This window comes from Streptococcus sp. HMSC061E03 (assembly GCF_001813505.1).
Lineage (GTDB): Bacteria > Bacillota > Bacilli > Lactobacillales > Streptococcaceae > Streptococcus.
Genome location: NZ_KV812797.1, coordinates 40,392 through 53,150 on the forward strand (window position 1 = coordinate 40,392; position 12,759 = coordinate 53,150).

Below are 12,759 nucleotides of genomic sequence, written 5' to 3' on the forward strand. Positions count from 1 at the left end.
GACGTCCGTACTCACCTAAGGAAAGTTTCTAAAATGATTTTTCTTCATTTTTTCTGTTGATTCGCTTGCCATAATTTTCCATAGAGGAGATAGTCAACTTCGCGGAGCTCTTTCAGGTTCTGACAACCGAGCGCACATAGGAGCAATCTGAGATCTTCTTTCCAGCCTTGGACAAGGGCGATTGCTTCTTCAATGCTCTTAGTCTCTACCATCTCAAGAAAAACGCGGGAAAGTCCTACGCCACGCGCTCCGAGGACCAAGGCCTTGACCATATCAAGAGGATGACGGATACCCCCACTTGCGAGGATCTCAACCTGATCTATCTGATCCTGTAACTGTAAGAGACACTGCGCAGTTGACTGTCCCCAGTCATCCAGATAAGCACGATTGCCACCACGACGATTCTCAATATAGGCAAAACTAGTACCACCACGACCAGAAATATCGACGGTTTTGATCCCAGCATCTAGCGCTGCCTGAACTGTTTTGGGATCCATACCAAAGCCAACTTCCTTCAGGACTACCGGCACAGGAAAGCCCTGCCCATAACTCTTGAGATGGTCTTTCCAAGTGTGGAAAATCCGCTCCCCTTCAGGCATGAGCAACTCTTGCATCAGATTCACATGGACTTGAAGAAAGAGGGGGTGTAGCTCTTCCACTGTTCGCAAGCCCAAATCTGGCTCTTTATCGATGCCAATGTTGGTTGCTAAAAGAAGATGAGGATGGTCTTTTTTGACCGCATACGATTGATCATTTGGATCCTTCAGCCCAGCGCTGTAAGAGCCCGTCACAAAGAGAATCCCACAGGCTTCGGCTACTGCTGCCAACTTTTGATTGATCTCTTTAGCCCGTTTACTCCCGCCTGTCATGGCATTGATATAAAAAGGGACCTCCCAATCACGCCCTGCGAAATGGGTTGTCAAATCAATCTCCGCTAGATCCACAAGGGGGAGGGATCGGTGAATCAGCTCGATCTCATCAAAGCTATTATAGGAGGAGCTTTGCTCCAAGGCATAGCGAATATGCTGGTCTTTTCGATTTTCGCTCACGAATCTCCCATCCTTTCTTGGTAAATGACTTCAATATTCTTTTCCTTCCAGCGCTCTATCAAGGTCTGAGTCTCAACTGGGTCAAAACTAAGGGCGATTCCACAGTCGCCTCCTCCAGCACCACTGGATTTGGCACAGACAGAAAGGCCCTCTGTCGCTTCTTGCAGCTCTTTTAGAGCTGGGGTATAGATCAAAGGGTTCAAAGACTTTAGGTTCTTATCGGCACGTTTGATACTGACCTCAATTTCCTTTTGGTTCCCTTCACGGAGACCTTTTTCAAGATTCTTCACTGCACTCTGGCTTTCCTGAAGAAAATCTTCCTTAATCGCTCCCTTGACCTGACGGATCAAATCACTTGAAATCGCTGGTTCCTTGGTCCAACCAACCAGAAAATCATAAGCGATGGCTGGCTGGATCGAGCAGATCTGGTAGTCCCAATCCAGGTCTAAAACTTGTGACAGGGGCTGAGAAGTCAAGACTTCATGCAACCAAGCCCGATCAAAGGATTGGTAATAAATCAAGTCCTCGTAGGCAATACAAGCCAAATCGCCCATGGAACCATTGTCCCCTCTTTGCACCAAGACCACTGCTGCTAGTCGAAAGAGCAGGTCCGGATGTAGGTCTAGTTCATACAGAGCGGCCACGGCCTTGATCACGAGCAAGACCACACTTCCGCTGGAACCAATCCCATACTTTTTCCTCTCTTCGCCCAACGTCCCTCTTAGGTGAAGATCAAACGGTTTAGGGGCTATCCCCTGATCTTTCAGCCACTTTTCCATGAGCTGAATGGTCTCTTGAATCAAGGCGTAGTCCTTATTTGGGGTCAAATCCACCTGGTAACCAAAGAGATCTGAGACTAGCTGATAGCTTCTAGATTCTTGGATAGTAGCTGACAGATAAATGGGAATAAACTGAATCACGGCTCCATAGCCAGGCGTTAGCACTGCGTATTCTCCAGCTAGATAGAGCTTGCCTCCAGTCTGTACCTGATACTTAGTCTTCATCTTGAGGGTCCTTTGTCTTAGATACGATGGTCCGATAGCGGGCATCAAATAAAGGTACCAGCTGATCCAAGTCTTCTTCTAAACAGAGAACCTTAACATTCGGCCCTGCATCCATAGTAAAGTAACAAGCATGGCCTGCAGCGCGAAGCTCACGGACAAAGTCCATAGCTTTATGGCTTTCTTCTGTCAAGTAGCTAAAAGCTGGAGTGGCTGTTCTAGTCGTCGCATGCATAGCAAGGGCATTGCGCTCTGTCAGATGACCGACCCGTTCAAAATCATTGGCAACTAGATAGCCCAGCATGTCCTTATAATCTTGTCGAGACTCTTCGATCCATTCTTTGAAATTAGTCGAAGTCTCCATGCAGCGTTTCATCCCTTCGCGGCTGGAAACAGGCTTTTGCTTGTCATTGAGGACCAGCATGATCATCGCGAGTTTTAGGTCTGTTTGGACCTTATAAATTTCTCCACTTTCTTTGTCCCAGGCTGCTAAAGGGCCAAAGAAAGACCGCGAAGAAGAGCCCGAAGCAAACTTGGCTTTTTGAGCTAATTCCTCCTGGGTCAAGCCCAAATCATAGTACCGATTACAAGCCTTGACGAGAGCAGAGAGCCCGCTCGAGCTAGAGGACAAGCCTGCGGCGGTTGGCATGTTGTTGCTGGTATCCACCCGAACAAATCCTGCTTCATCTGCTGGCTTCAAGCCATCAATCACAGCTCCAATTTTGGCTTGCTCAGCTGGATTTTGGAATTCCCCATCGATGTAAAATTCATGCGCAGTCGCATCTGCTGGCAAGGGAGAGAGACTGGTCTCTGTATACATATTCTCTAAGGTCAACGAAATCGAACTGGTCGAAGGGACCATCTGTTTGGCATCTTCTTTTCCCCAGTATTTGATAATCGCGATATTGGCATAGGACTTAGCCTTTACAGGTTTTCGATCCATGTATGGTGCGCTCCTTCTTTTTCTAATGCATGGGCAATGGTTTCTGCTTCACGAGAATCCTTGACGAGGGCAATCACACAGCCTCCAAGACCGCCCCCACTCATTTTAGCCCCTAAGGCCCCATTTTCAAGGGCAACGGCGACCAGGTGATCTGCTTCTTTACAGCTGACACCAACGGCTCTCAAGTGGTCATGACAAGCTGTAAGAGCCTGCCCAAGGCCAATGAGATCTTTTTCTTTCAGAGCCGCTTCTACCTGCTGGGTCAACTGACCAATCTCATGGAAATGGGACAAAACTTCCTGCCCTTTAGCTTCAACCTTTTGAATCGCCTCACGGGTATTGCCGTGAATCCCCGTATCCGCAATCACCAAACTCGCTTTTATACCCAGCTCCAGCGGGTAAAAGCCGACATTCCGGATGAATTTAATGGCTTGATCGCTCAGACAAGTCTTGGCATCCAGACCGCTTGGATTCATATGGGCAATGGTTTCTGCTCGATTGACCAGGATTTCTAAGGTCTCATCGTCCAGCTCCTCTTGATAATAGTCAAAAACTGCACGAATAGCTGCGATACTGACCGCCGCAGAGGACCCCATCCCCCGTTTTTCCGGTACCATAGACTGAATCCGACAGCGAATCCGGGCCTCACGAATCCCGAGGTGCTCAAGAGACGCAAAAACCGCCATGGACAATGTGTCATCTTCAAACAAAATCCATGGACTGTCTGCCGGGATGATCTGGCAGATCACTTCGATATGATGGAGTGGCAGGGCAATAGCCGGATAACCATAAACCACCGCATGCTCTCCAATTAAGATAATTTTACTATGCGCCTTTCCGACGCCTATCTCTTTATGCATATTCATCTCGCTCTACTAAGGTCATTACTATTTTAATATAAATCAGCCAAAAAAGCGATGCTTTTGAAGGAAATCCAACCTAAGACGGAGTCCAAAAATGAATCACCCAGAAGAGCTCCTTCTTATGGACAGACAAGAAAAGGCCGGGATCCGTCATCCCAGCCATCCATTTCTATTTTTCACATTCTTGTTTGATCAAGTCCATCAAAGAGTTGCGGTCTAAGATCCATTGGGCCCGTTCGTCCTTCTCATAGGTCCGGTTAGACAAAAAGATCACAGCTTCCTGCCTCTTTCGATTGTACATGATGAAGGTTCCAGTATAGCCCGTATGATCCAACCAGTCACCCTCTAGATTCCATCCGAGAGCGCGGGTCTTGCCCTCTTCACGCGCAAAATTCTGAGACAAGTCACGCGCAAAATCATCCTTCAGATAATGCTCTAAGAAGCGCTCTAGATCAGCAACAGTTGAAAAAAGTCCAGCACTTCCCGCATGACAGCCCAATACTCTCGCTTTGGGATCATGAACACTTCCAGAAGCAAGGCCACGGACCGTTGGCACCGCCTTTTCGACCGGTCCAAACCGTGTCTCTGTCATCTTCCAAGGTGTAAAGATCAGCTCTTCAAATAAACGATCCAAGGGCTGGTGAAACCTGTCTTCTAACCAAAAGCCCAGCAGAAGAAAATTGACGTCGGTGTAATGAAAACTCTTGTCTTCTTTCAACTGCAAATTTTCAAGAGCTGTTTTCAACTGTCTCGCATCCAATTGATCCCGGTTGGGGATAAAAGGATCCAGCCCAGAAGTATGGGTCAAGAGTTCCCGGATGGTCGTCTTCTCATGAGCAAAACGCGGGTAAAACTCTTTAAAGGGACGATCGAGCGGAAGCTCCCCTTTCGCATACAAAAAAGCACAGATGGTAGCGACTCCGACGACCTTACTGACACTGGCCAAATCATAGACCAGGTCAGCCACTACTGACTCTCCTTTTTCAGGATCCGCTAGTCCCAGATAGTGCTCACTCCACTGACCCTTGCGGTAAAGCGCAAGAGAGGCACCTGGATAGATGCCTTCTTGGATTTGTTCGGTAATTTTTTCGATGATTGCATTCACGCTCATCACTCCATTCTTATTCTTCATAAGAAATATGGACCTGATCTTGATTGGCTTCAAACCAGAGTTCAATCTGGCTTGGATCCTTGGCAATCAAGAAAGTTCCCTTACGGTGCACAAAATCGACAGTTTCTCCCAAGCGTTCTTTCACGACTTCCACATCAAAAGATGCCAATTCGACCTTGATCATGCTCAAATCCCAAGTCACCTTGTTCTCCACTTGGAGATCTTCTCCTTGAGCTTCCTGCAAATGGATAAAGTGGGCCAAAGCTGGCAAGTTGCTATAGAACTTCTCAGCCTCAGCAAAATCGGCCACATTGACCTCAAGAAAGTCCACATCAAAGCTGGTCAAACCTTTGAAATCTTCTGGCACGTCAACAAGAGGCGCTTTCTCCAACGGTTCTAGGCTTTCAAGATTTTCTTCAGCATGCACGAAAATGGTATCTCCTTGAGGAGACACAACTTCAAAGGCGCGACCATTAGCTCCTTGGTAAAGGGCGCTTGTTTCTGGCTGGCGGGCCAACAAATAATCAATTTCTTGAGCTTGTGCCACTTTCACCACGATGCGACCCAATTTCTTTGGACCTTCGACCTTACGCGAACGCATACTCGGTGACTCTTCTAAGACAATTTTCTCTACTTTTGAGGCATCTCCTAAAGATAGGAGAGCTCCTTCTTCCACTAATACTTTCATTCCCAATGTCTCTTCATAAAAGCGTTGATTGACATTTCGGTTATTCACTTTCAAGACTGGGATCACTCTTACGATCTGATTTGCTGTCATACTTTCCTCCAAGCACTTTTTATTGTAAAAGATTTTCTGGCTTTTTACAAGAAATCTTGTGCAAAAAAGACAGATTTTTCAAAAATAAAAATCTGTCTTTCTTTTTTTAGTATACTGTTCGTGTATGGACCCGCCCGTTTGGAGCTTCAAATTCGTATTCTAAGTAATCCTGATAGGTCCCTGGTGCAATCACTCCACGCACATCTAATACAGCCGTTCCTGCCTGTCCCACAATGGAATCTGCTAACAGGCAGCAATTAGTAGACAGAACAAAGTAAGATTTAAAACGCGAAGAAGTAAATTTATATAGCTCAGCCCCTAAATCATATTTCAATTTGTAAGCGTAGGTCGGCTGACCGTCTTCCAGTAACCTCCTAGGTGGATCCCAAGGTTCTAACAACTGATCAATTTCAGCTAGACGCTTCTCTACTGCCTGATTCTCTTCTTCGGTAAGGGATAGGCTGTAGCCAAACAGCGTCTTTTGACTCTCTTTTTTACATAGTTCGATGTATGGTTCCTTATCCACTTTAAACAGTACGCCATCCCCAATCGTCCCAAATAGACGCTCTGAAAAGGGATCGTAACTTCCGTAAGAAATGACCTTCCCCTGATAACAAATATCTACATGCCCAATCGCTCCAAATAAGTTGCTGTCAGAAGTATGAACCAAAATTTCTAATTCCCTTGCCTCTTCTTCTTTTTTCACCAATCGATAAGGGCCTGTGTGTCCCGCCGAGCTCCCTTTTTGAAGAAACTGGTTAAACCGTTTTAACTCCTTAGCAGGGATAAAGGCTGCAAAGATAACCGGTAGGCTAATACGAAAGCGACGTTTTAACTCTTGGCCTTGTTGGTCTTTGTCAAATAAAATACCATCTCGAATATTAGAAATCCCCAACAAGACCAGATAAGCCCCCAAGAGGATAAATTGGAAGTGCCCATCTGAACCAGGTTCCAAGACAGTTGCTAGACCAAGCCCACCGTTTAAAAGCGCATCCCATAAATAGAGCCAGCCTCCTTTTACCCGATTGGCCTTATAAAGCCAAAATGTGATCCCATAGACAATGGCACTCCCCAACTGATATGCCCCTAAACAAATCACAACTAAGTTTACGGGCAGACTACTCAGTCGATTCAACCAGATCAACGCAAGTGAAAGAAAAATAAACCAAATAGAGTGGCTATAGGAAATAGACTTGCTACGTAACAAAAAGCGAAGAAGAAAGCTTCCTAGTCCATCAACTAAAAAGTAAATGGCTAATAGATCCAAGGAAAATTTGGTGAAACCAACGCCGTTTCGAAAAATGAGAATCCCAAAAATGACGGCAAGAACCCCAAACAATAAGGTCCGTCTTCTTGCAACTTGTTCAAAAGATATTTTTTTCAATATTCCTTCTCCTTATAGACGAAAGGTCTTTAGACAAATACTATTTTATCAAGTATAATATAAGAAGTAAAGAAAAAAGAAACTGATAAAAGGAGCAGTCTATGAAATACAATCAATATAGCTATCTATCTGTTGACCAAAAAGACATTCTTAAGGAACTAAAAGAAATTGGGTTTGACCTTCCCACCCACCTCCCAGAAAAAGAACTGTTTGAATGGTTTGTCCGCAAGGTTTACTTCACCTATAAAGATACAGATTATCCCCTCTCTAACCTAGTGGTGGATTCTAAAACAGACTTTTTAACGTATATCCAATCTGACTGCGAATGGTCTCCGAACATTTTTTACACAGTAGCCCTCCAATTACTCGGTTTCCGCTATTTTATTGATTTTGAAGATACGGATAGCTTCTTGAAAGAAGTCCAATTTCCGATTGAGTATGGAAACTTGGTAGAAAACCTCTATCACCTTCTCAATACTCGAACAGTAAAAGGAAATTTACTCATCGATCAGTTGGTCAGCGATGGCTTGATTCCTGAAGATAACCAGTATCACTATTTTAACGGCAAGAGCCTCGCAACCTTTACGAGCCATGATGCCATCCGCGAGGTCGTCTATGTGGAAAGTCGGGTCGATACCGACAAAGATGGTCTGCCAGACTTGGTCAAGGTCAGCATTATCCGTCCTCGCTATGAAGGCAAGATTCCAGCTGTTATGACCGCAAGTCCTTATCACCAAGGGACCAACGATAAGGCCAGCGACAAGGCCCTCTACAATATGAATGTCGACCTCGAGGTCAAAGAACCTCATACCATTCAAGTAGAAGTACCTCAATTAGAATTGGTGGATCCTGTCGGTTCAGCTGAGCTAGTCGATGAAGCTGAAGAAACTCTCACCCATATCAATTCCAGCTATACCCTCAACGACTACCTCCTTCCACGCGGCTACGCTAATCTCTACGTATCTGGAGTGGGGACAAAAGATTCGCAAGGCTTGATGACCAATGGAAATTACCAACAAATCGAAGCCTACAAGAACGTTATCGACTGGCTCAATGGCCGTTGCCGGGCCTTTACAGATCACACACGCAAACGCCAAGTCAAAGCTGATTGGTCTAATGGAAAGGTCGCAACCACCGGGATCTCTTACCTTGGAACCATGTCTAACGGCCTTGCGACCACAGGTGTGGACGGTCTTGAAGTCATCATTGCAGAGGCTGGGATCTCTTCTTGGTACAACTACTACCGCGAAAACGGCCTCGTGACAAGTCCTGGTGGCTATCCAGGTGAAGATTTCGATTCCCTTGCCGAATTGACCTACTCGCGCAACCTTCTAGGTGGAGACTATTTGCACCATAATGCAGCCCACCAAGCCGATCTAGACATCGTGAAAAAAGAGCTGGACCGCGCTTCTGGAGACTACAATCAATTCTGGCACGACCGCAATTATCTCTTACATGCTGATCAGGTGAAGGCTGAGGTGGTCTTCACTCATGGTTCGCAAGACTGGAACGTCAAACCGCTTCACGTCTTTAATATGTTCCAGGCTCTTCCAACAAGCATCAAGAAACACCTCTTCTATCACAATGGTGCCCATGTCTATCTCAACAACTGGCAATCCATTGACTTCCGCGAAAGCATGAACGCCCTCCTCTCTAAAAAATTGCTGGGCTACGATTCAAGCTATGAATTGCCTACTGTCATCTGGCAGGACAATACAGGAGAACAAAGTTGGACTTCCTTGGATGATTTTGGCAACCAAACAAATCAGCGGACCTTCTCCCTGGGAGACGACGAAAAAGTCATCCAAAACCGCTACGAGACAAAAGATTACGAGCGCTATGGCAAGGCTTATCCGACCTTCTTAACGGACCTCTACCAGGATAAGGCGCAACAGGTGACCATTGATCTTCCAATCGAAGAAGACCTACACCTCAATGGGAAAGCTCGCCTTCACCTGCGACTTTACTCCAGCACCAATAAAGGCCTGCTTTCAGCCCAACTCTTAGAGCTTGGAAGCAAGAAATACCTCCAACCCTATCCTGCTGTCTTGTCGGTCCGTACGCTGGATAACGGTCGCTATCATATGCTAGACAATTTGACTGAGTTGCCTTTCAAAGAAGCTGGCCAACGAGTCATTTCTAAAGGTTATCTCAACCTCCAAAATCGTCATGACCTCTTAGAGGTTGAGGCTGTGACGCCAGGCGAGTGGATGGAATTTGACTTTGATCTTCAACCAACCATCTACAAGCTCGAAAAAGGAGCGACCCTTCGCCTGGTCCTTTACACAACGGACTTTGAAATCACTGTGCGCGATCAAACCGATTACCAACTGACCATTGATTTAGCACAATCCAGCCTCCATCTTCCTGAAATGACAGAGACCCGCTAATCGTGGTCTCAAGGCTTGCCCTTACTCGGCTTCATTTGACAGCTTAGCCTACTTATGTTACTATCTAATAGAGTATTTCATAGAAAAAGATATTAGAGGAAGTTATGGCGATTGAAAAAACTGTCAGCGAAATTGCTGAAATTTTAGGAGTCAGCCGCCAGGCGGTCAATAACCGTGTCAAAGCGCTGGCTCCAGAAGATACACAAAAGAACGAAAAAGGGGTTACCGTTGTAACCCGTAGTGGCTTGATCAAGCTCGAAGAAATCTACAAAAAAACTATTTTTGAAGATGAGCCCGTCAGCGATGATGTGAAACAACGCGAATTGATGGAAATTTTGGTGGATGAAAAAAATGCTGAAATCGTCCGTCTCTACGAGCAACTCAAAGCTAAAGACGAGCAACTTGCTAAGAAAGATGAACAGTTGCGCGTAAAAGACGTTCAAATTGCTGAAAAAGACAAGCAATTGGACCAACAACAACAATTGACTTTACAAGCAATGAATGACCGCGATACCTTGAAACTTGAACTCGAACAAGCCAACGAAAAAGTTCAAGAGCAAGAAAGCAAAGGTTTCTGGGCACGCGTTTTCCGTCGATAATCCGGGGCTGGATCCTACCAGTCCCTTTTCTTTTCTACCACAGGAGATTTCCCATGAAAGCATTAGAAGATTATATCGCCTTTGATCTCGAATTTAACCAATACGAAGGGGCCTATCAGATCATCCAGGTATCTGCCGTACGTTTTACGAACGGTAAAGAAGTCGATCACTACGACTCCTACGTTTACACCGATAAGCCCCTAAAAAGCTTTATTAACGGCCTGTCTGGCATTACCCAGGACAAGATCCAAAATGCCCCTCAACTCGAGCAGGTCCTCAGCGAATTCAAGGCCTTTGTAGGAGACCGGCCCTTGATCGGATACAATGCCAAAAAGAGCGACCTACCCATCCTACTTGAAAATGACTTGGATCTAGAAGACCAGTACGCTGTCGATGTCTTTGACGAGGCTTTCGAACGTCGTCCATCTGACCTCCACGGCATTAAAAATCTCCAACTCCACACCGTTGCAGAATTTTTGGGAGTCGCAGGAAAATCACACGATAGCTTAGAGGACGCCCGCATGACAGCTCTTGTCTACGAACAATTCCTCGAATTTGATCAAGGCCGCACCCTCCTTGAAGAGCAAGAGAGCTTCTCCACCAACCCCTTCGGAGGCTTGGACTTATCTGGATTTTTTGATGAATAAAAAGAGAGTGGGACAGAAATCGGTCATTCGTTAGAATTCGATTTTGTCGTCCCACCTCCGCACAGTTGAGTAGGGCTGTATAAGCTGATGAAATCAGCGTATTAGAGCCCACTCAACCACTGCGTCTTGCTCTACAATCCAAAAACAATTAAGGGGCTAGGACTTCTGTCCCAGCCTCTTTTGAGTTAATGAAAACTTCCTTAGCTTAAAATGGTAATTTCCCTGCGAAAGCACCGAGTTTTTTCTTGGTTGCCGCATCAATTTCTTCAATGGCAGCATTGATGGCTTGCACCGTCATATCAGAAAGAGTTTCTGTATCTTCTGGATCGACCACTGCAGCATTGAAATCGATGGAAACAACCTTCTTATCACCTGTAAGAGTTGCAACAACCAAGTCTTGAGCAGATCTCCCTACAAATTGAGTTGCGGCTAATTCTGCTTGGCTTTGCTCCATTTGCTTTTGCAATTTTTGAGCTTGCTTCATCATATTTTGCATATTCATCATAAAATTTTCTAGATTCCTTTCGTATCAAGGGTTTAGACCCTGTTGCTTAATTTTTACTGCCCACTTCTGCCCATTTTTTTAAAAATCGTCAAATGCGTTAGCGACTTCTTTTTGTTGTGATGGGAACAAATGTGAGTAGATATTTATTGTTGTATTGATAGAACTATGTCCTAGTCGTTTCATCAGAGTGAAAAAGATATAATCCTTTCCTTCTCCTCTCCTCAATCCCTGATTTATCAAAAAAGCTACATGTGAATGCCTAAAATCATGGTTTCGAATCAATTTGAAGTCTTCTGGCAATCGTTTCTTGAATGCTGCTCTAAAGTTAGAGACATTCGGAGCAGTCATAGGCTCCCCTGAAAATTGGAAAATCTGCAAATCATCTGTTGAATCAGTTAGCTTAGACAGTCTCTGACTTTGTACTGACTTCCAGGTTTTCAACTCATCCACAAAAGCTTTATGGATATAGATTTCTCTATTTGATTGAGTCGTCTTTACAGATCCAATATGTATTTTCCCATTGCGATAATAGGCTGACTTACGGATCTTAATATATCCCTCGTCAAGAAAAACATCTCTCCAAGTTAAGGCAAGTGCCTCCCCCATACGAATTCCCGTAAACATGAGTACACGATACAGAAGTTTAAAAGGATACTCACTTTCTTCAAAATAAGATTTAAACTCCTTGAATTGTTCAGGAGTATAATAAGACATTTCTTTATGCTTTTCTGGAAGTTTCCGAATGGCATCACATGGATTATCCTGTCTATATCCTTTCGAAATAGCAATATCAAACAACTTATGAACAAAAATCATTTGTTGGTTAATATGCATTGGTGTAAGTGTCCCACCTTTTACACTTGGCTGTTCAATTAGCCAATCTCGATATTTTTTTACATCTTGAATGGTAACTGAAGACATATCAGCGTATTCAAAGAATCGCGATACATATTGGGTATAGTATGAGTTCTGGGTATCTACTGTACCTTTTTTATTTCCACGAAGCTCATCTTCTTCTTTTAACATTACATAAAGAGAGGAAATGGTAAGTTTTTGTGTATTCTGTATCTGATTTAACTTATGGATACGGTAATAAGCCGCATATTCCTCTGCTTCTTTTTTTGTTAAAAAATTAGATTTACGATGTCGTGTACGTTTGCCAGTTAAGGAACTTTTACCATCACTAATATCAACTAGCCACAGTCCATCATCCTGTTTAATTACCGCCATGCTATTTTTCTCCTTCAGTCATGACAGCGTTTTGAAGGTTCCCCTCAATTATATCATTTTTTAATTGTATTTGAAAACCAAGAATGGATTCAACTGTGATAATTGGTACACGTCCAATGCGTTTGTTCTTATACCATTCAAATCCTTCTTGTACAAGCTGGCTCTTAGCTTTTCGTATTAATTTACTAGCTTGAGTTTCAGAATATCCAATCAATTCCATTAAATCATTTTTATCTACAACTTGAATCATCTATATCTA

At 44.4% G+C, this 12,759-nt stretch carries 13 protein-coding genes; 3 read left to right on the forward strand and 10 right to left on the reverse strand.

Annotated features, from left to right (window positions below):
• Nucleotides 1–44: 44 nt before the first annotated feature.
• The 7 genes from fni to HMPREF2917_RS07995 all read right to left on the reverse strand — a co-directional run bounded on the left by fni (nt 45) and on the right by HMPREF2917_RS07995 (nt 7,129).
• Complete coding sequence (gene fni / locus HMPREF2917_RS07965; RefSeq protein ID WP_070590098.1) at nt 45–1,049, reverse strand: type 2 isopentenyl-diphosphate Delta-isomerase; 1,005 nt, start codon at nt 1,047–1,049, stop codon at nt 45–47.
• Nucleotides 1,046–2,053: a phosphomevalonate kinase gene (locus HMPREF2917_RS07970; protein ID WP_070590101.1), complete on the reverse strand. Its 1,008-nt coding sequence runs from the start codon at nt 2,051–2,053 to the stop codon at nt 1,046–1,048. The genes fni and HMPREF2917_RS07970 overlap by 4 nt, the downstream gene beginning before the upstream one ends.
• Nucleotides 2,043–2,993, reverse strand: a complete 951-nt coding sequence (gene mvaD, locus HMPREF2917_RS07975) for a diphosphomevalonate decarboxylase (protein ID WP_023919167.1) — start codon at nt 2,991–2,993, stop codon at nt 2,043–2,045. Before mvaD ends, HMPREF2917_RS07970 begins: the two co-directional genes overlap by 11 nt.
• Nucleotides 2,975–3,853 carry a mevalonate kinase gene (gene mvk / locus HMPREF2917_RS07980; protein WP_009731693.1) on the reverse strand — a complete coding sequence of 293 codons (879 nt, stop codon included), beginning with the start codon at nt 3,851–3,853 and terminating at the stop codon, nt 2,975–2,977. The genes mvaD and mvk overlap by 19 nt, the downstream gene beginning before the upstream one ends.
• 172 nt (nt 3,854–4,025) lie before the next feature.
• On the reverse strand, nt 4,026–4,967 hold the full coding sequence (locus tag HMPREF2917_RS07985) for a serine hydrolase domain-containing protein (RefSeq protein WP_037613944.1): 942 nt from the start codon (nt 4,965–4,967) through the stop codon (nt 4,026–4,028).
• Between the two features lie 10 nt (nt 4,968–4,977).
• The gene (locus HMPREF2917_RS07990) at nt 4,978–5,745 is read right to left on the reverse strand and encodes a CppA N-terminal domain-containing protein (protein ID WP_024055030.1); all 768 of its coding nucleotides are present in this window, start codon (nt 5,743–5,745) and stop codon (nt 4,978–4,980) included.
• 106 nt (nt 5,746–5,851) lie between these two features.
• Nucleotides 5,852–7,129, reverse strand: coding sequence for an HdeD family acid-resistance protein (locus HMPREF2917_RS07995; RefSeq protein ID WP_023919173.1), 1,278 nt, complete (start codon nt 7,127–7,129; stop codon nt 5,852–5,854).
• Between the two features lie 101 nt (nt 7,130–7,230).
• On the opposite strand from HMPREF2917_RS07995, the gene HMPREF2917_RS08000 reads away from it, so the two are divergent.
• The 3 genes from HMPREF2917_RS08000 to HMPREF2917_RS08010 all read left to right on the forward strand — a co-directional run bounded on the left by HMPREF2917_RS08000 (nt 7,231) and on the right by HMPREF2917_RS08010 (nt 10,765).
• Nucleotides 7,231–9,519, forward strand: coding sequence for a Xaa-Pro dipeptidyl-peptidase (locus HMPREF2917_RS08000; RefSeq protein WP_049488257.1), 2,289 nt, complete (start codon nt 7,231–7,233; stop codon nt 9,517–9,519).
• 104 nt (nt 9,520–9,623) lie between these two features.
• On the forward strand, nt 9,624–10,118 hold the full coding sequence (locus HMPREF2917_RS08005) for a DUF536 domain-containing protein (protein ID WP_003008835.1): 495 nt from the start codon (nt 9,624–9,626) through the stop codon (nt 10,116–10,118).
• A 53-nt stretch (nt 10,119–10,171) separates the two neighbouring features.
• Complete coding sequence (locus HMPREF2917_RS08010) at nt 10,172–10,765, forward strand: 3'-5' exonuclease (RefSeq protein ID WP_070590103.1); 594 nt, start codon at nt 10,172–10,174, stop codon at nt 10,763–10,765.
• A 205-nt stretch (nt 10,766–10,970) separates the two neighbouring features.
• Here HMPREF2917_RS08010 and HMPREF2917_RS08015 read toward each other — a convergent pair whose 3' ends face one another.
• The 3 genes from HMPREF2917_RS08015 to HMPREF2917_RS08025 form a co-directional block, all read right to left on the reverse strand.
• Nucleotides 10,971–11,270, reverse strand: a complete 300-nt coding sequence (locus HMPREF2917_RS08015; RefSeq protein ID WP_070590106.1) for a YbaB/EbfC family nucleoid-associated protein — start codon at nt 11,268–11,270, stop codon at nt 10,971–10,973.
• A gap of 78 nt (nt 11,271–11,348) precedes the next feature.
• Nucleotides 11,349–12,500, reverse strand: a complete 1,152-nt coding sequence (locus HMPREF2917_RS08020) for a site-specific integrase (RefSeq protein ID WP_070590108.1) — start codon at nt 12,498–12,500, stop codon at nt 11,349–11,351.
• A gap of 1 nt (nt 12,501) precedes the next feature.
• Nucleotides 12,502–12,750, reverse strand: coding sequence for a DUF3173 family protein (locus HMPREF2917_RS08025; RefSeq protein WP_049486003.1), 249 nt, complete (start codon nt 12,748–12,750; stop codon nt 12,502–12,504).
• Nucleotides 12,751–12,759: the final 9 nt, after the last annotated feature.

What these genes read in the sequence shown, in the direction of transcription:
- HMPREF2917_RS07970 (WP_070590101.1), bottom strand. Translation starts at nt 2,053, where the DNA reads ATGAAGACTAAGTATCAGGTACAGACTGGAGGCAAGCTCTATCTAGCT.
- mvaD (WP_023919167.1), bottom strand. Translation starts at nt 2,993, where the DNA reads ATGGATCGAAAACCTGTAAAGGCTAAGTCCTATGCCAATATCGCGATT.
- mvk (WP_009731693.1), bottom strand. Translation starts at nt 3,853, where the DNA reads ATGCATAAAGAGATAGGCGTCGGAAAGGCGCATAGTAAAATTATCTTA.
- HMPREF2917_RS07985 (WP_037613944.1), bottom strand. Translation starts at nt 4,967, where the DNA reads ATGAGCGTGAATGCAATCATCGAAAAAATTACCGAACAAATCCAAGAA.
- HMPREF2917_RS07990 (WP_024055030.1), bottom strand. Translation starts at nt 5,745, where the DNA reads ATGACAGCAAATCAGATCGTAAGAGTGATCCCAGTCTTGAAAGTGAAT.
- HMPREF2917_RS08000 (WP_049488257.1), top strand. Translation starts at nt 7,231, where the DNA reads ATGAAATACAATCAATATAGCTATCTATCTGTTGACCAAAAAGACATT.
- HMPREF2917_RS08005 (WP_003008835.1), top strand. Translation starts at nt 9,624, where the DNA reads ATGGCGATTGAAAAAACTGTCAGCGAAATTGCTGAAATTTTAGGAGTC.
- HMPREF2917_RS08010 (WP_070590103.1), top strand. Translation starts at nt 10,172, where the DNA reads ATGAAAGCATTAGAAGATTATATCGCCTTTGATCTCGAATTTAACCAA.
- HMPREF2917_RS08015 (WP_070590106.1), bottom strand. Translation starts at nt 11,270, where the DNA reads ATGATGAATATGCAAAATATGATGAAGCAAGCTCAAAAATTGCAAAAG.
- HMPREF2917_RS08020 (WP_070590108.1), bottom strand. Translation starts at nt 12,500, where the DNA reads ATGGCGGTAATTAAACAGGATGATGGACTGTGGCTAGTTGATATTAGT.
- HMPREF2917_RS08025 (WP_049486003.1), bottom strand. Translation starts at nt 12,750, where the DNA reads ATGATTCAAGTTGTAGATAAAAATGATTTAATGGAATTGATTGGATAT.